Source organism: Trichocoleus sp. FACHB-40 (assembly GCF_014695915.1).
Taxonomy (GTDB): Bacteria; Cyanobacteriota; Cyanobacteriia; order Cyanobacteriales; family FACHB-T130; genus Funiculus; species Funiculus sociatus.
Genome location: NZ_JACJPF010000026.1, coordinates 39,240 through 62,082, shown reverse-complemented (window position 1 = coordinate 62,082; position 22,843 = coordinate 39,240). Strand labels below are relative to the sequence as shown.

The following is a 22,843-nucleotide window of genomic DNA, read 5'->3' as shown; positions in this document are numbered from 1 at the left end:
TTCGCCATCAATCTATTTCGTCAGCACGGTTTTGCCTCGATCACCAAAGCACTTCGACATTTGTCTCATGATGTGCATCGTCTATTTTCCTTTTTCCAATGAATCAGCCCTGCCCTTGCATCCCCTTTAAAAAGGGGGACTAAGACTTGATTCTCCCCCTTTTCTCTAGCGCAGCGGCGCGTTAACGCAGGGGCTAGGGGGATCAAATTAATTTTTGACACTTCTGGGACATCCTCTAAGAAGGGGGATCTTCAAGGGATGAACATACTTAACCTAACCGTATTGGTTCAGACGCTAAAGCACATCTCCTTTGCTAGCGCACAGCAAGCCAAATCGAATCAACCCTCGCTGATAACCCCGACTCATTAAGCCTAGAGAAAGCGCAGCCTGAATGGTTGTCCAACCGGAAAGCAGCAAACCCACAATGGCATCGAAATTAAAGGTAGAATCAATTACTACATCCCAGAATGGGGCTACAGCTGTTGACCAGTCTGCCGTGCGAATATTTTGGAAAGAGATATTACCAGCTATTTCTTCATATTCGGGCAGCGAAATCACATAAGGCAAAGCATACACCCGGTAAATTTCCGCCAAATGTTTCCGCTCATCATTTGTCAGTTGCCCATATTCTCCACCCAAAGGACGGTGACACCACGTTGCCATAATGAAAGTTCCACCAGGCTTTAGTACCCGGTAGCATTCTTCCAAAAACTTCTTTTTATTCGGCATATGTTCCCCACTTTCCATTGACCATACCAAGTCAAAGGAGTTATCCGCAAAAGGCATATTTAAAGCATCTGCCACCTCGAAAGATGCCCTTTCACTGAGTCCCGCCGCCGCTGCGCGTTCCTTTGCTCGGTTAGCCTGGACTGGGCTAAGAGTAATCCCAGTCGCAGTAGCGTTAAACTTTTGTGCCAGGTATAGGGAACTGCCGCCAATTCCGCAACCAACATCAACAATATGCTGGGCTTGTTGTACGCCAGCCCAGTTGAGTAATTGTTCAATCAGGTCAATCTGTGCCTGCCTTCGGTCTTTTTTTTGGGTACCATCTGCGCCATAGTACCCGTGGTGCATATGTTCGCCCCAAATCTGTTCCCAAAGACCAGAGGAAGCGTCGTATAAATGTTGAATTTGCTGATATAGAGTTGATGTCATGAAATTGTCGCGAAAAGTGCGGATCAAAAATTAGCCTATCAGAACTCCGAAAGCAGTAAACTCTTAAAAAGACTTTTTTTCTCCCCTCTCAAACTCTTTGATTCAGCACTTAGCTGTTTTTCAGATTAGCCTATGACTGTTTCCCGAACTATTTGCCTGGGTTTCCTAGCGGTAATTACGGTTGGCACGCTTTTACTGATGCTGCCGATTTCTACGAGTGATGGCAGCTGGAGCAATCCGCTGATAGCCCTATTTACCGCCACTTCTGCGGTTTGCGTGACTGGTTTATCTGTGGTTGATGTCGGGACTTTTTATTCATTCTGGGGGCAGATGTTCCTGGTCTTGCTGGTGCAGGTGGGTGGCTTGGGCTATATGACAGCAACAACTTTGCTTTTGCTGCTGTTGGGGCGCAAGTTTGGCTTGAGAGAGAAAATCGCTATTCAACAATCATTAGACCAGCCTGGATTGTCTGGTGTAGTGGAGTTGGTTCGCTCTATTATTGCCATGACGCTGATTATTGAAATTTCCGGCATTTTTTTACTGATGTTGGTGTTTGTGCCGGATTATGGGATAGAGCGCGGTCTTTGGCTATCAATTTTTCATAGCGTGAATTCCTTTAATAATGCAGGCTTTGGGCTTTTCCGGGATAATTTGATCCAGTATGTGCGATCGCCCTTGGTCAACCTGATCGTCCCAGTTTTGATTATTTTGGGAGGGATTGGCTACGAGGTAATTATGGAAGCGTATCTCTGGGTACGCGATCGCTACCATAGACGCCCAGAGAAAGTAGTATTTTCTCTTAATTTTAAAGTTGCCACCAGTACCACTCTGCTTTTACTGATCTTGGGAACCATTTTCTTCTTATTTGCGGAATTCAACAATCCGCAAACCTTTGGACAACTAAGCTTCCCTCAAAAATTAATGGCTGCTTGGTTTCAATCTGTTACTCCGAGAACAGCCGGATTTAATACGATTGATATTGGTAAGATGACCGAGGCTGGTCTATTTATTACAATTGCCTTCATGTTTATCGGTACCAATCCCGGCGGTACAGGCGGCGGGATTAAAACTACTACCGTGAGAGTGTTGTTTAGCTGTACTAAAGCAGTTCTACAAGGTAAGGAAGAAGTTCTGTGTTATCAGCGTCAAATACCGTTGGTGCTGATATTAAAGGCTGTTGGTGTCGCATTTGGTTCATTGATGGTGGTGATTGGTTCCACAACTTTAATTGCGCTGCACGATCCACAGTTTGAGTTTATCCAAATCCTGCTTGAAGTTGTTTCAGCATTTGCCACAGTTGGACTTTCTGCTGGCATCACAGCGACTCTTTCAGCGTTCGCTAAATTGGTGATAATTGCCACGATGTACATAGGTCGGGTTGGAGTGTTGCTACTCATGTCAGCCGTTTTAGGAGATCCCAGCCCCAGCGTTGTTCGATATCCAGAAGAGAATTTATTGGTAGGGTAGCGATCGCGATCTTCAGTGCTAAATAATCTATTCTCAGTTGTCAGTTGCTAATGGTCATGAAATTACCATTAGCCCTTAACAATTACTAATAACCACAATAAACAGTCCGGAGTAAAGAGAGTGAATTTGTCGTCTTTGAGTTTTTTTCGCAGTCTAGGCACCAGTAGCAACAAGCGTCAATTTGCAGTCGTTGGCTTAGGGCGTTTTGGTCGTGGCGTCTGCTGGACTCTACACCGACTAGGCTACGAAGTGCTGGGTGTTGATGCTGACGAAAAGAAAGTAGCCCAAATTTTGACAGATCAAATTGCCGCCCACGCGGTGCAATTGGATTCAACAGAACCAGCTGCCCTTAGAGAGGCGGGAATTTCTGATTTTGATACGGTAATTGTGGCGATTGGTAATTATCTAGAAGCGAGTGTAATTACTACTCTAAATTTGAAGGAAGCTGGCGTACCCCATGTAGTGGCTAAAGCTTCCTCAGATATTCATGTAAAATTACTTCAAAAAGTGGGGGCAGATCATGTGGTGTTTCCAGAGCATGAAATGGGCTGTGCTTTAGCAAGAAGTCTCACTAAACCTGCTATTTTAGACCGCTTCGATCTGGATACCGATCATAGTATTGTAGAAGTTATTGTTCCCGACGAATTCCACGGCAAAACTATCTCTGAACTTCAACTTCGCAACCGTTATGGTTTGAATCTATTAGCAGTGAGTCACGATAGCAAGTTTGAAATTAACCCTAATCCCCACCAGCGACTTTATAAGGGATCGGCAATGGTTGTGATTGGCTGCAACAAAGACATTAATCGTTTACCAATTTAAGGCAACCGACGAAAGGTAAAGGCTTTTTATCTCGTCCCCAGCCAGAGACGGGGAACGAGAAAACTCCTACTGTTTGCCTTTTTTAGTTGGCTCCTATCTGCTGTAAAAATTGGTTTAGCTGGTCAATTTTGTCTACATTCCCCTGCTGATTAAACAAACTCTTCGCTTGGATTAGAAAAGGAATCGCCTCCTCGCGTCGTCCAGTTTGTTGCAGCGAGACTCCCAGGTTATAAAACGCATCTGCCAGACTGGGATCGATGACAATGGCTTGCTGGTAAGCTGCGATCGCTTCCGTTAACTGACCTTGCCTTTGTAGCGCCACGCCCAAGTTATACTGAGTCGTAGCGTCATTCGGCTTGAGACGCTTTGCTTCCGTCAAAGCCGTGGTTGCTTCTTTGACTTGATTCCGCTTCAGTAGCATCGCCCCCAGTTGCTGGTAAGATTCAGCATCGTTGGGATTGAGACGCACCGCCTCTTGGAATCTGTTGGCTGCTGCTTTGAAGTTACCTTGCTGGGCAAAAATCACCCCCATCTGGTATTGAGCATCTGCCAATTCCGGATTGCGATCTGCTGCTGTCTTAAATGCGTTTACCGCCCGCTGCTGCTGGTTTTGCTGGGTATAAAGTAACCCTAGTTGATATTGAGCTTCGGCATAGTTTGGGTTAATCCGAACCGCTTCCTGAAATTCGGTGAGTGCGGCTTCGGGTTGGTTTTGTTTCACCAAAAGCAGCCCCAAGTTATAGTGAGCCTGCGCGTAGTTGGGTTCTTTGACCAAAGCTTGCCGATATGCAGCGATCGCTTCCTCTGATTGCCCCTTAGCTTCCAACGCCAACCCAACATTATAGTAGCCATCTGCCAAGTTGGGATTAAAAGCCAGCGCTCTTTGGTACGCAGCCAGCGCCGCATCTGGTTGCCCTTGTCTATATAAAGCAACTCCCAAATTGTAATAAGCCTCTCCCAGATTCGGGTTGAGGCGAATAGCTTGTAGATACTCGTTAGTTGCCCGATCAAACTGACCTTGTTGAGCTAAGGAATTGCCCAACAGATAATAAGCCATTGCAATGCTAGGGTCAAACTCCAGCGATTTCCGAAGGGCTAGTTCTGCACCCCGAAAGTCTTGGCGGTTATACCGGGTCACTCCTTGTTGGAAGTAAGAAGCTGCTTCCAAATCTTGAGTGTATAAACCCTCGACCATCTGTTTATTCCCTACGGGGGATGTAAATGATGTCGTTTTTTGTTGTTTGTACCGTCGTTCTCCGGCACAGGCATTATCGGCAGTTGTCCAACCAAAAGCGATCAAAGCAGCCGCAAGCAAATAAATTGATTTGTGGTTTTTCAGCATATTTGGGAACCCCGCACCACTATCTCTTAAGTAATAGTAATAGTAATTGTAAATGGGGATTGGGGATTGGCGATTGGGGATTGGCGATTGGGGAAGAGGAAAAAGTCTTACCTATAGCAATCCTATTTAAGTTGTGAACGAGTATTCGCCCTGGTATAGGGAAGGGACACGGCACTGCCTCGTCCCTACACAAGTTCACGAATCATTTAGGATTGCTATAGTCCCTAGTCCCTAGTCCCTAGTCCCTAGTCCCTAGTCCCTAGTCCCCAGCCCCTACTCCTTCAGGCAAAATTAGCATTGCATCACCAAAAGAATAGAAGCGATATTGATGCTTTATTGCGACTTGGTACAAATCCAGCAACCGCCCACGCCCAATCAAAGCGCCAACCAACATCAGCAAACTCGAACAAGGCAAATGGAAATTGGTAATCAGCCCGTCTACTACCCGCCACTGATAGCCGGGGTAAATGAACAATTCTGTTTTACCGGAATATGGCTGCAATTCCCCATTAGCGGCGGCTGACTCTAGACTTCGCACCACCGTTGTCCCTACGGCAATAATCCTACCGCCTTGCGCCTGGGTTTCCCGAATTTGTTCTACAGTTGACGCGGGTACTTCCACCCATTCCCCGTGCATTTTGTGGGTAGTAATATCCTCCACTTCCACGGGGCGAAACGTACCAACTCCGACGTGCAGCGTCACCGAAGCTTGCTTAATCCCTCGTTCGTGCAAGCGATTGAGTAACTCTGGGGTAAAGTGTAGCCCAGCTGTTGGGGCTGCGATCGCGCCTTGGCGTTGAGCGTAAACAGTTTGATACTCCTCCGGCTGAGATTGGGAAGCTGTAATGTAAGGTGGTAGGGGCATTTCACCGTATTCTTCCAACATCTCCCAAAAAGACACCCCCAAAGGAACATCAAACTGCAACAAACGCCCCCCAGTCGCCTCATCCCTTTCCACCACAGTTGCACTCAACGGATTAGGGATTGGGGATTGGGAATTGGGGATTGGGAATTGGGTAGACTTCGGGAAAGCTTCCTTGTCCCCAGTCCCCAGTCCCTTGTCCCCAGTCCCCAATCCCTGAGGTTCAAAAAAAATCTTCGCCCCCGGTTGTAACCGCCGCCCTGGTTTCACCAAAGCTAACCAGCAGTTATTTTGCCGTTCCTCCAGCAGCAACACCTCAACTGGTGCGCCCGTAGATTTACGACCACGGAGGCGAGCGGGAATAACACGAGTATTATTTAATACAAGTAAATCTCCCGGCTTGAGTAAATCCGGTAAATCACGAAAAATGGCGTGAAAATGGCGATTTGGGGAATCTACTACCAACATACGCGCACTATCCCTCGGCACCGCCGGGTTCTGTGCAATCATCTCTGCTGGGAGTTCATAGCCATAACTGGATAACAACCGATCTATATTATTCTCGCTGGGTGACTCAACTTCATTGTTCAGCTTGAGTTCCCCTAGTCCAGCAACAGCTTCACAGTTTCCCGACTCACAGTTTCCCGACTGGGTATCTGTAATTTCAGTGTCTCCATCAAGTTTAGTCATCCGGTTTATCCCCGTTAGTCTACGGATAATTTATTGCTCAATGTAACTAAAGTAATTGGGTAATATCCCCCAGATAAGATCGGGGGCTTTTCCCCTGTTGCAAAAAGCTTTATAAGGTGAGAATTAGAGGTATAGCAACAGCTTGGCACTCCTCACCAAGAAACCTCATGGAATACGTTTACTTTCTGGCGAATGCCAGCCTTACCCTACGGGTGGTTGAATATCTACACGGAATGCCCCAACTGCCCGTGCGTTTAATGACTGTAATTCATCAGATTGATGGCTGGGTAATCAAGATCAAAACCTACAGCCCACTAACCCCTCAGCAAGATGGCGACTTTAGGGCATTTATGAACGAGCTGGGAATTCCCTACGAGCCTGCAATTCGCCTCCAAATGGCCCTTTGGAGCCTGGAAACGGGACAGTCCCCAATAGAAGTTATGCGACGCTATCAAGTAGCTGTAGTTTCTCATGGTACCCCGGATCGCAGCGATATTGAAGCATTCCGGCAACAGTTCACTAGAGGGCTGGGATATTGCCCCGAAACTTTAGCTTAATTATTCTTTGGCTAATGGCTAATTATTTAAGAGTAATTAGCCATTAAATGTAGGGTGAATGCCCGGCAAAGCGAGGGACTGGTGGGTATTGCTAATATTTAATCAAAAGCAGACTGGATGTAGTCTTGTACGCTCAGATGGTATCCTAAGAGCGTCATCTCCCCAGGTTTTGGTGAAGCAACCGAGGGAGGTTGAGAAAGACGCGATCGCACACATCTGACAAGAGCGACATCAAAACGGCAAGAAAGATTTGCTAAATCTGGGTTATCCGCTAGAAAAAGCTCCGCTGTGAGCCAGAGTTTTGCTTGTTTTTTCGCTGTAATTGCCAGCATTCCATCCGCATCCCAATTTCCCCGACTGCGAGTTTTAACCTCGACAAATGCTAAGACTGGCTCAAGGGAATTGGGGATTGGGGATTGGCTAGACTTCGGGAAAGCTTCCTTGTCCCCAGTCGAGCATTGTCGCGCAATTATGTCTATCTCTCCCCAGCGACAACGCCAGCGACGATGCAGAATTAAGAAACCTTGTGAATGTAACCATTGAGCAACCAGGTCTTCTCCTAAAACACCGATATTGGGATAATGAGATAGACGACGGTTTTCCATCTTCCTCTGGAAGCAGCATGAATTTTAGGCTAAACAATCGGATTTCGACAATTTTACTGGGTTTGTTGCTGGTAGCGATCGCATCTTTAACAGCTTTCGGCGCGATCGCAACTCCTGCCCTAGCTGAAGACTACAACAAGGAATTCTTGATCGGTGCAGATTTCTCAGGTAAAGTGCTTACGGACTCCAGCTTTACTAAAGCCAATCTTCGCAGCAGTAACCTGAGTCATACAGATTTGCGGGGTGTCAGCTTCTTTGGCGCTAATCTTGAAAGTGCCAATTTAGAGGGAGCCGATCTCAGAAACGCTACCCTAGACACTGCTCGTTTCACCAACGCTAACTTAACTAACGCTATTTTGGAGGGAGCGTTTGCCTTTAACTCCAAGTTTGAAGGTGCCATCATTGATGGAGCAGATTTTACAGATGTCTTGTTTCGTCAGGATGTGCAAAAACAGTTGTGTAAAACAGCTAAAGGCACCAACCCGACGACAGGACGCGAAACTCGTGCCACTCTATTTTGCCCTTAATCATTAGCCAGTATTTTACTCGTTCCCAGACGACCGCCTGGGAACGAAAACGTAATGACTAAGGAATACTTAGCGATAAAAATATAAAAATTGCAGCTGTTGATCTAACTCTTTAATTCGCTGTTTTGCTCGGTAAAATTCCTGACAGTAGTATTGCCGTTTATTCAAATCCAGCGAACTATCAAGATTTTTCCATAGTTCTAAAAAGTGACGATAAAGGTTTTCACACATTACCCGTTCCATACAAGCAGCGCCTGCTTTGATCAATTCCGGAGCGCGGAGAATATCGAGTTCGGCATTTTCGTCTAGATAAAATAGTCCAGACACTTGAGCCATTTCTTCAGGAAAATCAACATACAGGTTTTGTAGCGCAGATAGTAAATCTGGTGATGTTTCCTGTAAAGATGAAATTCTTAGCCACAAAAGTCGGTGGTGAGGAAGGCTAAATAATAAATCTTGTTCTTCTAAAGTATCGCTAATCAACTGTCGATATTCTGGGCAATGCAGATAAAAGCGCAACAGTAAAGCCTCGGCTCTTTCTAAAAGAGTGCTTTCAGAAGTAACAGGTAATTCTTTTTGACCTTTATTTCTATTAACAGAAGGACGAGTCTTAAATCGCTTATTTTGCTTAAGAAGATTATTTACTAACAGCGGCACTTTTAGAGAATTGTCCTGGTTTAGAAGTTCTTCCCAGTGACGGACAATTTTGTTTAGGAGATTGTCTGTTAATAGTCCCACCCGCCGAGAATCTCCTTGGCTGAGAATTTCTCCACAGTGATTAATATAATAGGTAATCTGATCGTCATTGGTGATGTTATTTAGTAATTTCACCATTTCTGCCGTAACTTGCTGAAATTGATCCGCCTGTTTAAGATTTTTTCCTACTAAGATTTGCTGGATTTGCCAATCAAGCCAGAGAGGAGCATCAAGCAGCAATTCCCGATATTTTTCAGCGCCACCTTTAAGGAGAAATTCGTCAGCATCTTTTCCATCAGGCAAGTTGAGAACTCGCAGATTTACTTGTCCTTGATAGGCGAGATTGGCAATTTCTCCAATTGCTCTTTGAGCTGCCTTAGTTCCGGCGGCATCGGCATCAAAGTTGAGTACGATTTGCTTAGATTCGGTGTAACGTAGTAGCTGTTTGACTTGATCTAAGCCCAGCGCCGTACCTAGAGAGGCGACAACGTTTTCAATTCCGTGGGAGTGGAGAGCGATCGCATCAAAATATCCTTCCACTACCACAGCCCGATCCTGCTTGCCAATAGCTTCACGGGCTTTATCCAAAGCAAACAGAATTTTGCCTTTATTAAATAATTCGGTTTCCGGAGAGTTGAGATATTTCGGCTGATCGTCCCCCAGAGTTCTGCCGCCAAAGGCAATTACTCGTCCTTGAGAGTCGTGGATGGGAATCATCAAGCGATCGCGAAATCTATCATAATAACCGCCACCGCCATCCCGCAGCTTAATCAAACCCGCTTGTTCTACCAGCTGCACCGGGTAGCTTTTCTGTTCCACCAAGTAGCCATAGAGAGTTTCCCAACCCGCCGGAGCATAACCAAGCTGGAACTTTTGAATAGTTTCTTCGGAGAGTTGCCGCTTGGAGTACAAATATTCCAAAGCCGCCTCCCCTTGGGGTTGCCGCAGCGCGTGTTGAAAAAAGCTTGCCCCCACTGCCAAAATCTCATACAGCTGCTCTCGCAGCGTTATTTGCCGCTGTAATTCCTCGCGCTGTTCCGCCTCCAGCATTTGCACCGGAACTTGGTAGCGCCGCGCCAAATCCAGCACCACTTCACCAAAGGAACGTTTAGAGTGTTCCTTCAAAAAAGTAATCGCATTTCCCCCGGCTTGACAGCCAAAGCAGTAGTACATCTGCTTAGTCGGGCTGACGGTAAAACTGGGAGATTTTTCCTCATGGAAAGGACATAAACCTACATAGTCTTTGCCCCGCTTGCGTAATACAACGTGTTCCGAGATGACTTCAACGATGTCAACCCGTTGTTTTACTTCCTCAATTGTGTCTGGATGCAGGCGGGGAATTTGCACGATTACCTCTTTATACTGATAAAATACATCATGATAATTGGTGATTTTTTGTTAACAAAAACCAGGGGCATACTTACTTATATTTTAATCTGACACTTAGCTAACTCTCAGCAGAAATTCAGGTCGATAAAACCAAATAGTCAGTAACGGTTATATATAAAATATACTCAAGGGTCGCACACTACTAAAATCTTTAATATATCTAGCGACACCAAATGTTTAACTTTTTTCATAGACACCAGAATAATATTGCTCTAGCTGTAGCTGCCTTGGAAAGGTATAGCATTAAACCAGAGGTACAGCAGCGGCTGAGGGCATTTTTACAACAAAGCGATCGCCGCGAATTATATCATGCTAACCCCAAACGGATTGCTGAAAAATTGCAGTTGAGCGAGCGGGAGACTTTGCGGGTTTTAGTCATTGCTCTCAAGGAGGGTATTTTAACTCTCAACTGGGACATTCAATGTCCGGCTTGTCGCGGCATCGACTTCAAACCAAAAAGTTTATCCGATTTGCGGACAAACCATCTATGTACAGCTTGTGACAGTGTATACGCTACTGATGCTGACGAGCAGGTGCGAGTTACCTTTAGTATTGATGAGAAATTGCGCCCCCTGGAAAAAGCATTTGACGATCCGGCTTTTCGTGCCAAAATTGATGCGGAATATGGCGTGGTTTCGGGACACCAATTGCTGACTCTACAAACCTTCCGCGATTTGTTTCCTCGCGAGACGATACTGCCTAATGAAAGTTTGGTGATTCAGCGGGTGGCAATTTTATTTACCGATTTGGCTGGTTCGACGGCACTGTATGCGCGGCGAGGAGATTCGCGAGCTTATAATTTAGTACGGCAACACTTCGATCTGTTGTTTCATGTGGTAGATGCTCACAATGGTGTCGTCGTCAAAACGATTGGGGATGCGGTGATGGCAGCATTTACTGTGCCAAGTGATGCCATGCAAGCTGCGATCGCTATGAACCACCAGATGCAAGCTTTGAATCTACGGTTGCAACTTGCAGCAGAAGACCAGCTGATTCTTAAGATTGGCATAGATGTTGGGCCTTGTATCAGTGTCAACTTAAATGAGCGTCTTGACTACTTCGGCACCACGGTGAATACAGCAGCGCGAGTTGAAGCAAAAAGCCTTGGTAATGACATCGCCTGTACTGAGAATGTTCTGATGGACTCTGATGTTGCCAATGTTGTCAAGGATTTCCCGCGAGTCGGTAACACAATGAGTCTCAAAGGGCTGGATACGCCGATTATGGTTTATCGGATTCAACCAAAACAAGCGATCGCTTCTATAAAATAGGGATTGGGGATTGGGGATTGGGGATTGGGAAAGAAATAAATTCCTTTTTTATCTTGCCCTTTAATAAACAGTTATCTACTGAACTATGAACAGCTTGATTGATAAATAAATATCATCTTTGGCTGATAATAATTTATAAAAATTCCTTCTTTATTGGTAATACTAAATATTTTTACCAGATAAATATTTAGCAGCAATACCGTTTACTTAAAACTGAAAGTCCAAACGTTACGATTTATTGGAATCTCAGAACCTCATCTAACATTCCTATAGCATTTGTTAGGTGAGGTTACTCAGTCCCTATGTAAAACTATTCTTAAGGGAACCATATTGAAATATATAATATTCCGATTTTTATCAAAATTATATCGATTCAGTTGCAGATTATAATTTATTTAGTAGTTGTATACGCAGTTGAGGTAAAATATAGAGTTTGTGACAAAACTTTTGATTATCGGAGGTTTTAACCTCTAGATAATCATCGCATATCGACAACAACGGGGTAAAAGCCCTCTCTTGTCATCCGGGAAACCAAGGGGTTAATAGGGCTGCTGCAATGGGTGCTTAAATGACCGGAAGACAGATAAGACACTCAGTATGTTAATCAGTTAAGTTTGATGTGGACGATCGCTAACCCAAGACAAAAGCCATGAAAGCAACTAATAGCCGTCAACCTTCCTCTATTACTTCCAACATTCTCAAGGTAGTCGGGCTGATACTGATTCTCTCCTCGCTCATTGATTATGCGGTGCTTCTGATTCCGCCTGCGACTCCCAGTAACGCTGTTCCAGAACAGGTACAGCTAGGTTTCCTACAGTGGCAACAGAACGTTACATTCCAGCTAATTAACCAAGGAGTTATTCCGATGGTTGGTCTGGCCTTTCTATTTGCTGGATTTTGGGTAGACAGTAACTCTGGCGCGGCCCGCAAAGGTTGGGAAGACATAGTGAGAATCGGAGCGCTTGCACTAGCTGGGTTGTTGGGTTTGGCATTCCTACTGCCAGTTCCCATCCTCAACATCAACAGCCTGCGTCTGTTGAACAATCAAGCTGTTGCACAAATTAACCAAAGAGCCACTCAAGTAGAAACTCAGATTGCTAGCCAATCGCAACAGGTTAGCTCCCTGCTTCAAGATGAAAAGAAGCTTACCGAGCTAGATCAGGCGATCAAGAGCGGTCAAGTGCAAGGGGAACAGCTGGCGAGATTACAGTCTCTTAAAGACCAATTGCAAAGATTAAAGCAAGATCCAAAAGCTCTAAACCAACAAGTCGATGCTGCTAAAACTCAACTTCGTGGCGGCAAACAAGAAGCACAAAAACAAGCCGAAAGTCAGTTTTTAAGATCGAGTATAAAGAATGGACTGAGCAGTTTGCTCTTAGCCATAGGCTACCTGGCAATTGCCGCACTGGGATTGACAGGCGGCATCGGGGGAGGTCGTCGTAAAGCTCAGGCACGTTAAGGTAGGGAATTAAGAATTAAAAATTCCCCAGTTTTTAATTCTTAATTCCTGAAAGAGATTGATTATTTTCCATCACGATCGGCGGGAAAATGTTCTCAATTTACATACTGACCTATAACGAAGAGCTGGATATTGCAGCTTGTATTGAGTCGGCACTGCTATCTGATGATGTGGTTGTGGTCGATTCCTACAGTAGCGATCGCACTGTAGAAATTGCCAATCGCTATGACATCCGCGTGGTGCAACACCGCTTTGAAAGTCACGGCCGACAAAGAACCTGGATGCTCGAAGAAGTACCAGCCAAACACGATTGGATTTACATCCTAGAAGCCGATGAGCGGATGACACCAGAGCTGTTTCAAGAGTGTTTGGAAGCCATCAAAACCTCTGAGTATGTTGGCTACTACGCGGCAGAGCGCGTCATGTTCATGGGTAGCTGGATTCGTCACAGCACCCAGTATCCCCGCTACCAGCTGCGTCTGTTGCAGCGCGGAAAAGTTTGGTTTACTGACTATGGACATACTGAGCGGGAAGTCTGCGAAGGAGCCACCAACTTTCTGAAAGAAACTTATCCCCACTACACCTCTGGTAAGGGATTGAGTCGCTGGATTGACAAGCATAATCGCTATTCCACCGATGAAGCGGAGGAAACCCTACGCCAGCTACAGCAAGGGTCAGTCAATTGGCGAGAATTGTTCTTCGGTCGCTCGGAAGTGCAAAGACGCCGCGCCTTGAAAGATTTATCTTTGCGCTTGCCCTTGCGTCCGCTAGTGCGCTTCTTGTATATGTATTTCTTCTTGGGTGGTTTTCTGGATGGGAGAGCGGGGTTTACCTGGTGTACCTTGCAGGCATTCTATGAGTATTTGATCCTGCTCAAGGTGTGGGAACTAAAGCATATGCCCTTGCCCGTTGTTGATGACTCAGCTCAACAGGGGCAAGCCGATGAGACAACCGTTGATGCGACGACACTCAGTTCTTCCTCTTAGCTCAGGGCTGGATCTCATAGAAATGCTAAAGTGTAAAGTGTGATACCAGCTGCCAAGGACTTGCAACAATTCTTTACAAGTCTTACAAATAGAGATAGGAATGGAAAATTGCCTTTCCCAGGCTGCCCCAAAAAAGGAGCTGATGGAAAAGTAAGGTTTCAGTCCTGAGCCTATTTCTATGGTGTGGATACTACGACGAAGTTGTTTTTGCTCAAAGAGCAACCATTGGTAAAGTTGGCATTTTGTACGAATCTGCACCGCTAGTTGTAAGGAGAGAGTGGGCAATCTGTGATCCAACGCCTCAAGCAGGACTTAAAAAATGACCTGATTGCAGGTCTCTTAGTAGTCATTCCCTTGGCTACTACGATATGGCTGACAATAACTATTGCCAACTGGGTGATCAATTTTCTGACCCGCGTTCCCAAGCAGGTGAATCCATTTGATGGGATGAACCCCATCGTGGTAAATCTGCTGAATTTGGTGGTGGGGCTAACAGTGCCGCTGCTGTGCATTTTGCTGATAGGCTTAATGGCACGCAACATTGCTGGGAGGTGGTTGCTGGATTTTGGGGAGCAACTTTTGCAGGCGATTCCGTTAGCGGGGTCGGTTTATAAAACGCTCAAACAGCTATTGGAGACAATTTTAAGAGACACCAACGGCAAGTTTCGGCGGGTCGTTTTGGTAGAGTATCCTCGGCGAGGAATTTGGGCGATCGCTTTCGTCACAGGTACCATGAGCAGCGAAATCCAGTGCCAAATGGAGCGTTCTATGCTCAGCGTTTTTGTTCCCACTACGCCTAACCCCACCACAGGCTGGTATGCCATTGTCCCAGAAGACGAAGTATTAAACGTCTCAATGTCAATTGAAGATGCCTTTAAAGTGGTGGTTTCCGGAGGAATCGTTAGTCCCAACCCCATACCCTTGATGCCCCCCGCCGATGCCAACGAGCGGAAGCTGGAACCAGTTAGTTCTGAGAGCAGGTGGCAGGTTGTACCAACCGAAGAAGACTAAAAAGCAAAAGGCAAAAATTAGGAAAAAGGCAAAAATATAAGTTTTTAACTTTTTCCTTTTTAACTTTTGGCTTTTGTCATTTCTTCTAACCTTTTTGGATTTTGATTTTTGCTTTTTAACTTTTGCCTTTTATATGCAACCTCGCAGAACTGCCCGTGAATTAGCTCTCCTAAGCCTTAGCCAGCTGAGCGGGAATAAAGAAAAAGTGGCATCGCAGCAAATGTCCAATTTAATAATGGCTGCGATCCGCACCCTGACAAGTGAAGTTCGAGAAACTTTAGAGGTAGCAGCAGCAGAAGTCCAACGCGGAAGCGATCGCCTCCTGACTAGCGAAACCCGCGCTAGCGATGTCAGCAGTGCCAAAGCAATGTTGAGCGATGCTATTGAGCTAACCCAAGCAGCAATCAACCGCTTAGGAACTGCTGTAGAGTTGCCTGAATTCGTTCAAATGGCAAATCAACATGAAGTTCGCGCCTACGCATTAGAAATTCTCAGCACAGTCAACAGCAAGCGGACAGAAATTGATGACCTCCTAACCGAGGCAATGGTAGATTGGCAGTTAAACCGCTTGCCTAAAATTGACCGGGATATCTTACGGATCGCCGTAGGAGAAATTATGTTTTTAGGAGTCCCCGATAGCCCTGCTATTAATGAAGCTGTAGAACTAGCTAAAAAATACAGCGATGAGGAAGGGCGTAAGTTTATTAACGGTGTCCTGCGTCGGGTAACTGAGAAGCTTAAGACTAAATCGCGCACCTGAAGAGAAAATTAACAGAAAATTTTTCTATAGTTTAGTAAGCAGGTCGGTGCAAATAAATTTAACTGGTTCGGAGAATTAGGGATTGGGGACTGGATATCCATCTTTACCCAGTCCGCAAAGCGACAAGTTGTATTTAATTGCGACCATCTGGTTAAAAATAAGATTGCTGCAATGTTTAAGTAGGTGCAATGGTTTTTAATTGGTTCCGTCGCCAGTTTAGTAATTCTGAGGCTGACTCCCAGGTTGAACAGCAACAAAGCGATCAAATTCAGCCGTCCGCTGAACCTGAAACGTCAGAATCAACACAGGAGCAGTCACCAGGTGTATCTGAGGATCTTCTCAGATACGCCAAAGCAGCCTATAAAAACATTCAGCAAAAGCAGGAACAAGCTGAGCCAGAAGCTGCTCCTGATGCTGGACAAGAAGAACCATCTGCGGATGTTCCAGACACGGTAGAGGTTTCTGAATCACCAGACACTTCAATAGACACTGCCGCAGAAACCGCTAGTCTTGAGGTGGAAGATGAGGTTGCTGCATCCGCAACTCCAGAAGCGATCGCGTCAGAACCATCTGCCGAGCAAATAAATCATACTAGCGCCGAGGTAGAGGAAGAAACAACACCTGAATCGGCACAAGAGGTAGAAGCGATCGCGGAAACAGGCGTAGTTATAGAACCAGAAGCACCCGCACCAGAAACAGAGAGTGCGATCGCCGAAACAGGCGTAGTTATAGCACCAGAAGCACCGGAATCAGAAACAGAGAGTGCGATCGCCGAAACAGGCGTAGTTATAGCGGCTGATAGTGTTGAAACACAGACAGAGGAAGCACCCCCCACCCCCGTACCATTCTGGGCAAAAGAAGACCGACAAGCACGACTAGAACGGCTAAAAGCAACCGCAATAGAAGCGCCCGAACCAGAACGGGTACAGGCACCAGTACAGCCTGCGGCAACAGCAGTGACCGAGGAAGTGCCAGGACTTGCTTTTGATGAGGGTTTCATGTGGTCAGCCCAAGTGCTGGCAACTCAAGGGCGGCGTGCAGAAGATGTCTCAATTGAAGAAATCACTTGGCTAAAGCGACTGCGCCAAGGTCTGGACAAAACCCGTCGCAGCTTGATTAACCAGCTCAAAGCCATCGTCGGTCAAGGGCCGTTGAATCAAGACGCGGTGATGGAGATTGAGGCGCTGCTGTTGCAGGCAGATGTCGGCATAGAAGCGACAGACTATATCATAAAAACGCTACAAGATAGGCTGCGAGAGGAAGTGCTGCCTCCAGATCAAGCGATCGCTTACCTGAAGAAAATCCTGCGCGACTTACTCGACAAACCTATTCAAGAATCCTACAGCCCCACCTTTGTCCCAACAAAAGACACCCTGAATATCTGGCTGATGACTGGAGTCAATGGTGCGGGTAAAACGACGACTATTGGCAAAATTGCCCATTTAGCCCAGAAATCTGGCTATAAATGCTTAATTGGCGCTGCCGATACCTTCCGCGCCGCCGCAGTCGAACAGGTGAAGATTTGGGGACAGCGTAGCGCTGTAGAAGTGATTGCCAACCCCGGACAGAACACCGATCCGGCGGCAGTGGTGTTTGATGCCATTACGGCAGCACAGGCACGAGGTACAGAATTACTCCTCATCGACACAGCAGGTCGTCTCCAGAACAAGAAAAATCTGATGGAAGAACTGGGCAAAATTCGCCGGATTGTCGATAAAAAAGCCCCCAACGCCCAAATAGAAGCCCTCCTCGTTCTAGATGCTACTCTCGGACAAAATGGCTTGCGTCAGGCAGAAGTATTCTCACAGGCAGCAAAACTTAGCGGCGTAGTATTGACAAAACTTGATGGAACTGCTAAAGGAGGCGTAGCTCTAGCTGTAGTGCAGCAGCTAGGCTTGCCAATTCGCTTCATTGGTGCTGGTGAAGGCGTAGAAGATTTACGTCCATTTTCCAGCTACGAGTTTGTCGAAGCTTTGCTGAGCGGTTGATAGTCTGTTACGCTGATTTTTAAGCTTGAAAACCCGTGTTCTTGAAGAACACGGGTTTTTGATTTTTCTACAGCCTGTACATGAAAACAGACAGCATTTTCTATCAGATGTTTCAGACCTTCCCTGGCATCTTTTTTGAACTCATTGGTCAATCATCAACTGAGGGTAACGCTTATGAATTCAAGTCAGTGGAAGTCAAAGAAACAGCTAAACGTATTGATGGAGTATTTGTTCCCTCTAAGCAAAGCCGTAAACCCATCTACTTTGTTGAAGTCCAGTTTCAACCAGACGATATCTTTTACTATCGATTATTTACCGAAATTTTCCTTTATCTCGGTCAAAATAAACCTAAAAAAGATTGGCGTGCAGTGGCAGTGTTTTGCCGAAGAAGTATCGACCAAGCAGTGCCAATAGAATATCAGCGACTGCTGCTAAGTCAGCAAGTACAGTGGGTGTATTTGGATGAATTGGAGGAAACCGCAAATCCATCAGTAGGTTTGGGGATGGTGCGGCTAGTAGTTGAGAATGAATATACAGCCCAGACGCTGGCTAGACAGTTAATTCAGAAGGCACAACAAGAGCTTGAGGATGAAGCACTTAAGCGAAAGGTTTTAGAATTGATTGAGACGATATTGGTCTACAAATTTACTCAATTAAGCCGTCAGGAGTTAGAAGCAATGTTTGGATTAAGTGATCTAAAACAAACCAGAGTCTATCAAGAAGCTAAGGAAGAGGGCAAGCTAGAAGGTAAACTAGAAGGCAAACTAGAAGGCAAGCTAGAAACAGTGCCTCGCTTGTTACAGCAGGGGTTGAGTGTAGAACAAATAGCTGAGGTTTTAGAGTTGGACATCGAAGCGGTGAGGAAGGTAGCTCAACAACCCGATAGCTGATAAGATAGCGATCGCAAAGTTGCTGCTAAATTTTTCAGACCAGTGGGAATACTTACGCTTATTTTCCAGCTACGAGTTTATGGAAGCTTTCGCTGAGTGACTAGAAAGCGTCACAAAGGCAAAAAAGGCAAACAGAACCGGAATCCAACCTGGTTCATTTCTTGGCTATGCTTGGCAGTAGCGATCGCATTGTCAATTTATCCTCCCCAGTTTAAAGCAAATCCCCCAACGATTTCAGCTTCTACGGAGTTAAGAGGCGTTTGGCTGACCAATGTTGCCAGTGGCGTGCTATATACGCCTTGGGGAATCAACAGAGCATTAGACCAGCTATCTCAACTAAACTTCAACACAGTCTATCCGGTAGTCTGGAACCGAGGAAATACCTTCTATCCCAGTTCTGTAGCCAAACGGGTAACTGGTCGTTCTCAAGACAGAGGACTGAAGATTCTACGGCTAGGAAACGATGTTTTGGCGCAGATAGTCAAGCAAGGAAATCGACAGCGGCTTAGGGTGATTCCTTGGTTTGAGTATGGCTTCATGGCTCCGGCTGGCTCAAATCTGGCGAAGCGTCACCCCGACTGGATCTCACTTCGTGGGGACGGTACAAAGATGCTGACGCCAGATATTTTAGAACCAAACTTGCTTAAGCCTGCAAAGCCAGATGTTGAACCTTCCTCTCGAAAAATTCAAGAATTCATCCGCAAACAGTTGACTCGAAAAGTAGTTTGGCTCAATCCTCTGCACCCGGAAGTACAGCAGTTTATTCTCGATTTAATTGTTGAAGTTGTCGAAAAATATGATGTGGCTGGGATTCAATTAGACGATCATTTTGGCTTACCTGTTGAGCTTGGCTACGACCCCTACACAATCAGACTATACCAACAAGAACATCAGGGAAAAAGTCCCCCGACTAATCCGAAAGATTCCGAGTGGATACGCTGGAGAGCAGACAAAATTACTGATTTTATGCAACGAGTTTTCCAAGCTGTAAAATCCGTTAATCCTTACTGTCTAGTGTCCTTGTCTCCTAACCCTTACAATTTTGCCTATAGATCCTATCTCCAAGATTGGCAGACTTGGATAAAGCGTGGTTTGGTGAATGAGTTAGTTTTACAGGTGTATCGCGATGACTTGAAAACTTTTGCTGCGGAATTGTCTCAACCAGCAGTGCAGATGGCTCGCGGTCAGATTCCCGTCGGTGTGGGGATATTATCAGGGTTATGGGGTCGTCCTGTGGACATGAAGCAAATTCAGGGGCAGGTTCAGGTGGTGCGCGATCGCGGTTTTAATGGGGTATCCTTTTTCTACTGGGAAAGTTTATGGAGTTATATGTCTCCAGAGTCACCCAAAAAACGCCGAGAAGCTTTCCGTTCGCTTTTTCCCGCAAGCGCTACGCAACCAAAAGTTTTGCCGAAGTCGCCTCCAACCGGATAGTATAAGTGGGTCTTAATACCGTTTGGCTCTTACGTTGATTGTTCCCTACTGCTGAAAATACTTCTCGATCTAAAATCAAAAAGCCAAAATCTAAAATTGGATGCTTTTTCTGGCTGCAATGGATGTTAGTCACTTGTGTCGGTTTTTTCGTTAGTTTGCTGTGGGTGGAAATTGGCGATAGAACCGATATTAGGCTTGTAGAGGGCGCAATAGGTGCAAGCGCGATCGCAATTTCTCAAGCGTTGGTTCTCAGACAGCATCTTGCGATCGCTTGGTGGTGGATATTAGTGAGTATATTCAGTTGGGGTTTAATCGGGGGTAGTGGTATGGGTGCCATAGGCTGGGTTGCCCCCGGAACGTTGCTTTCTGAACCTAGAATAATCTTCGGTGTCTTGAATGGGACAATTGTAGGCGCAATGCTTGGGCTGGGGCAATGGTTGGTACTCAGGCAGCAAGTCAAAAAAGCTTGGACGTGGATCTTGGCAAATGCTGTAGGCTGGGCGATAGGACTGCCTATCGGCTGGACTGTAGGTGGAATTTTGCGCCAGACTACCCGCCTATTCTTTAGCGAATTAATCGGTTTGACCTTAGCATGGGTTGTAGTCGCTGGAATTACAGGCGTTGCCTTGGTTGTGTTGCTGAGGGAAAAATCTGCCTGAGTATAATAGCGATCGCCCAGTAGCAAAACAGCGAAGGAAAAGGGAGCGATCGCCCAGTAGGACAAGCAGTATTAACCAAACGCTAACAGAGAATTTCTTGAATTTGAAGTGTCACAGTTTCACTTGACATATTCAATTCCTACCTTATCTTACAGACCAATCTTCTAAAGCCATTTTCACTACTTCTTCTACAGAAGTAAAATCAGAGTGTTTAACTGGTCTTAACTTCTGGCGAGACTTCATATACTTCCGGTAGTTGATATAATAGTCTTCAAAACTGTAGAATGTCTCATCTATCTCTGGGGTTTTTAACGGATACCGTAACGGTAAACCCAAATTCTTATAAAATGTATAATTTAAATCCCTTAGTTCAGTCATCTTCACAAAATCATTAGTTTCCACATATATACCATCTACTTTCTTGGTTCGTTTGTATGTCCGGGGGTTGATTTCAACAATTGGTAAGTAAACCTGTAGAGATAGCTTTCCCGTAGTATAATTTAGCCCATAATCATAACTAAAAACAGCACAAATTTTGTCTTTTGGCACTTGTCCTTGTTTATCGTATTTAGCAAATACAATTTGTTTTGAGACATTATCTTGCGAATAACTTGTGTAGCTGTCAAATCGTATATCTGAACTGTAAGATTGTATTGTTTGAATTAGTTTCAATACATTCTCTCTGATTTGAGGTTTTTCCAACAAGTATGCCTGAATAAATGACGGCATAGAACCAAAGAGGGAATCCTCAAACACCTCAATTTTTACTTGAGAAAATACAGTGTTATCAATATTTATCAATATTAAATGGTATTCGCCGTTTAAAGTTTTTTTTGACTTGATAAGTTAAGAGCAAACAGCCTGGTATCTTAGTTTCAGCGTAGGTTATAGTAGAATCTGAAAAGTAAGACGCTACAGCGATTAGAAGAAAATCTTTATTGAAATCTACCTTAGAGAATTCAGAAGTTTGCGGACGGTCGTTAATTAAGTTATTTTTGTACCGTATAAGTTGGTCTATACTCCCTTTATCACCTCCTTTTTTAAGCTCTAAAATTGCCAGGTTCCCTAAAGAATTTACCCCTAAAATATCCGCTCTATTTTGTTTGTTGATAATGTGTTGTTTCTTAACTTTAGTTAAATTAAGCAAAGAACTGAGATGCAACCAAATGAATTCTTCAAGCAATGATTCAGATTTGAACAAAAACTTTCCCTTAGATTGTCTTAACATACTTAGTGCAATGCCCCATTTTGCTGTCGCAAATCAACGCTAGTTCTTGGTGAAGGTCATCACACCTTCACCGTTTATACACTGTTAGAAGACAACCTAAAGTTGACACGCTCTTTGAGTCTAAAAATTCTGGAGTTAGTCCCGTCCCAAAAACTCTCTCACTACCTTAAGATAAGCTTCTGGTGCTTCCAGCATCGGAAAGTGAGCAGTATCGGGAATCTCGACATACTCCACCTTGTCACTCAATCCTGCGGCGACGCGCCCCATCGCGGCGGGGATAATGATATCGTATTCGCCAGCAACTATAAGTGTTGGAACGGTAAGCTTGGCGAACTCATTAGGCATCACTTGGGCTGCTTTTTCGCTAACCGAGGTAATCATAGTGCCTACAGCAGCTTGGTAATCTGCCATGAGAAAATCGTCTAAGAAAGCACGACTGATTGCACTGGGTAGGGGACGATGCACGAATCGCTTCATAAACATTCGGTCAACGAGGGGAAGTTGATACAGCCAACGGGGACGGAATTTGACGACGTAGCCGCCAAATTTGTGAAAGGCTTTAAATGCTTTTTCGTCGTATTCAAAAACGCCGCTACAGGTTAAAATTGCTTTTTCTACTAGCTCTGGGTAGCGGTTGAGAAAAAAGACGGCGACAGATGCTCCCATCGAGTGGGCATTAACATACACGCGATCGCACTGTAAGGCATCTAATAACCCTGCTAAGTCGTCAGCGTATTCCTCCATTTCATAGGTCAACTCTTCCGCTGTAGCTGGTTCTTCTGCCAGTGGCGAGGATTCTTCTGCTAGAACGCTACCGTTCCCCACAGGCGAAAGTTTACGCGATCGCCCAAATCCTCGCATATCATAAAGCAAGCAGTCAAAAGTCTCAGAAAGGGCTTTAGCAGGGGTTTCCCAGTAACGAGAAGATCCACCCCAGCCGTGCATGAAGACCATTACTGGCTTTTTTTCACCATCTTTCGGTGTCTTGATCCATTCGTAGTAATGCGAAGTGCCGCGAACTTGAATTTGAGGCATTTTATGACTT

21 protein-coding genes are annotated in these 22,843 nt (G+C 45.3%); 13 read left to right on the top strand and 8 right to left on the bottom strand.

The window, feature by feature from the left end:
• Nucleotides 1-294: 294 nt before the first annotated feature.
• Nucleotides 295-1,155 carry a methyltransferase domain-containing protein gene (locus tag H6F63_RS02245; RefSeq protein ID WP_190634506.1) on the bottom strand — a complete coding sequence of 287 codons (861 nt, stop codon included), beginning with the start codon at nt 1,153-1,155 and terminating at the stop codon, nt 295-297.
• 132 nt (nt 1,156-1,287) lie between these two features.
• Here H6F63_RS02245 and H6F63_RS02240 point away from each other — a divergent pair, with 132 nt between their 5' ends.
• Together H6F63_RS02240 and H6F63_RS02235 are read left to right on the top strand one after the other, a co-directional pair.
• A complete protein-coding gene (locus tag H6F63_RS02240) occupies nt 1,288-2,622 on the top strand; it encodes a TrkH family potassium uptake protein (RefSeq protein WP_190634504.1) in 1,335 nt (444 codons plus the stop codon).
• Nucleotides 2,623-2,742: 120 nt separating this feature from the next.
• Entirely contained in the window at nt 2,743-3,444 is a 702-nt protein-coding gene (locus H6F63_RS02235; protein WP_190634502.1) for an NAD-binding protein, read from the top strand.
• Nucleotides 3,445-3,526: 82 nt separating this feature from the next.
• Here the strand turns inward: H6F63_RS02235 and H6F63_RS02230 are convergent, their stop codons facing one another.
• Both H6F63_RS02230 and queA read right to left on the bottom strand, forming a co-directional pair.
• On the bottom strand, nt 3,527-4,786 hold the full coding sequence (locus H6F63_RS02230) for a tetratricopeptide repeat protein (RefSeq protein WP_190634500.1): 1,260 nt from the start codon (nt 4,784-4,786) through the stop codon (nt 3,527-3,529).
• 259 nt (nt 4,787-5,045) lie between these two features.
• Nucleotides 5,046-6,338 (bottom strand): tRNA preQ1(34) S-adenosylmethionine ribosyltransferase-isomerase QueA, encoded by a 1,293-nt coding sequence (queA, locus tag H6F63_RS02225; RefSeq protein WP_190634497.1) that lies wholly within the window; start codon nt 6,336-6,338, stop codon nt 5,046-5,048.
• A 167-nt stretch (nt 6,339-6,505) separates the two neighbouring features.
• Here queA and H6F63_RS02220 point away from each other — a divergent pair, with 167 nt between their 5' ends.
• Complete coding sequence (locus tag H6F63_RS02220) at nt 6,506-6,895, top strand: hypothetical protein (protein ID WP_190425610.1); 390 nt, start codon at nt 6,506-6,508, stop codon at nt 6,893-6,895.
• 98 nt (nt 6,896-6,993) lie between these two features.
• Here the strand turns inward: H6F63_RS02220 and H6F63_RS02215 are convergent, their stop codons facing one another.
• Nucleotides 6,994-7,500 (bottom strand): YraN family protein, encoded by a 507-nt coding sequence (locus H6F63_RS02215; protein WP_190634495.1) that lies wholly within the window; start codon nt 7,498-7,500, stop codon nt 6,994-6,996.
• A 17-nt stretch (nt 7,501-7,517) separates the two neighbouring features.
• Here H6F63_RS02215 and H6F63_RS02210 point away from each other — a divergent pair, with 17 nt between their 5' ends.
• The gene (locus H6F63_RS02210; protein WP_190425613.1) at nt 7,518-8,027 is read left to right on the top strand and encodes a pentapeptide repeat-containing protein; all 510 of its coding nucleotides are present in this window, start codon (nt 7,518-7,520) and stop codon (nt 8,025-8,027) included.
• A 69-nt stretch (nt 8,028-8,096) separates the two neighbouring features.
• Here H6F63_RS02210 and dnaG read toward each other — a convergent pair whose 3' ends face one another.
• On the bottom strand, nt 8,097-10,070 hold the full coding sequence (gene dnaG / locus H6F63_RS02205) for a DNA primase (RefSeq protein ID WP_190634493.1): 1,974 nt from the start codon (nt 10,068-10,070) through the stop codon (nt 8,097-8,099).
• A 215-nt stretch (nt 10,071-10,285) separates the two neighbouring features.
• Here dnaG and H6F63_RS02200 point away from each other — a divergent pair, with 215 nt between their 5' ends.
• The 9 genes from H6F63_RS02200 (at nt 10,286) to H6F63_RS02160 (ending at nt 20,570) form a co-directional block, all read left to right on the top strand.
• Nucleotides 10,286-11,383, top strand: coding sequence for an adenylate/guanylate cyclase domain-containing protein (locus tag H6F63_RS02200; RefSeq protein ID WP_190634490.1), 1,098 nt, complete (start codon nt 10,286-10,288; stop codon nt 11,381-11,383).
• 649 nt (nt 11,384-12,032) lie between these two features.
• Nucleotides 12,033-12,842, top strand: a complete 810-nt coding sequence (locus H6F63_RS02195; RefSeq protein ID WP_199297555.1) for an HpsJ family protein — start codon at nt 12,033-12,035, stop codon at nt 12,840-12,842.
• A gap of 89 nt (nt 12,843-12,931) precedes the next feature.
• Nucleotides 12,932-13,828, top strand: coding sequence for a glycosyltransferase family 2 protein (locus H6F63_RS02190; RefSeq protein ID WP_190634488.1), 897 nt, complete (start codon nt 12,932-12,934; stop codon nt 13,826-13,828).
• Nucleotides 13,829-14,116: 288 nt separating this feature from the next.
• Entirely contained in the window at nt 14,117-14,839 is a 723-nt protein-coding gene (locus tag H6F63_RS02185; protein WP_190425625.1) for a DUF502 domain-containing protein, read from the top strand.
• A 133-nt stretch (nt 14,840-14,972) separates the two neighbouring features.
• Nucleotides 14,973-15,599, top strand: coding sequence for a transcription antitermination factor NusB (gene nusB / locus H6F63_RS02180; RefSeq protein WP_190425629.1), 627 nt, complete (start codon nt 14,973-14,975; stop codon nt 15,597-15,599).
• Nucleotides 15,600-15,787: 188 nt separating this feature from the next.
• Nucleotides 15,788-17,587, top strand: coding sequence for a signal recognition particle-docking protein FtsY (gene ftsY / locus H6F63_RS02175; RefSeq protein WP_190634486.1), 1,800 nt, complete (start codon nt 15,788-15,790; stop codon nt 17,585-17,587).
• Between the two features lie 80 nt (nt 17,588-17,667).
• The gene (locus H6F63_RS02170; protein WP_190634483.1) at nt 17,668-18,477 is read left to right on the top strand and encodes an Rpn family recombination-promoting nuclease/putative transposase; all 810 of its coding nucleotides are present in this window, start codon (nt 17,668-17,670) and stop codon (nt 18,475-18,477) included.
• Nucleotides 18,478-18,573: 96 nt separating this feature from the next.
• Nucleotides 18,574-19,911 carry a glycoside hydrolase family 10 protein gene (locus H6F63_RS02165; RefSeq protein ID WP_347276759.1) on the top strand — a complete coding sequence of 446 codons (1,338 nt, stop codon included), beginning with the start codon at nt 18,574-18,576 and terminating at the stop codon, nt 19,909-19,911.
• A gap of 122 nt (nt 19,912-20,033) precedes the next feature.
• On the top strand, nt 20,034-20,570 hold the full coding sequence (locus H6F63_RS02160; protein WP_199297553.1) for a hypothetical protein: 537 nt from the start codon (nt 20,034-20,036) through the stop codon (nt 20,568-20,570).
• 144 nt (nt 20,571-20,714) lie between these two features.
• Here the strand turns inward: H6F63_RS02160 and H6F63_RS02155 are convergent, their stop codons facing one another.
• The 3 genes from H6F63_RS02155 to H6F63_RS02145 all read right to left on the bottom strand — a co-directional run bounded on the left by H6F63_RS02155 (nt 20,715) and on the right by H6F63_RS02145 (nt 22,833).
• Nucleotides 20,715-21,371, bottom strand: a complete 657-nt coding sequence (locus tag H6F63_RS02155) for a hypothetical protein (RefSeq protein ID WP_190634481.1) — start codon at nt 21,369-21,371, stop codon at nt 20,715-20,717.
• A complete protein-coding gene (locus H6F63_RS02150; RefSeq protein ID WP_190634479.1) occupies nt 21,358-21,798 on the bottom strand; it encodes a hypothetical protein in 441 nt (146 codons plus the stop codon). Before H6F63_RS02150 ends, H6F63_RS02155 begins: the two co-directional genes overlap by 14 nt.
• 135 nt (nt 21,799-21,933) lie before the next feature.
• The gene (locus tag H6F63_RS02145) at nt 21,934-22,833 is read right to left on the bottom strand and encodes an alpha/beta hydrolase (RefSeq protein ID WP_190634477.1); all 900 of its coding nucleotides are present in this window, start codon (nt 22,831-22,833) and stop codon (nt 21,934-21,936) included.
• Nucleotides 22,834-22,843 lie beyond the last annotated feature (10 nt).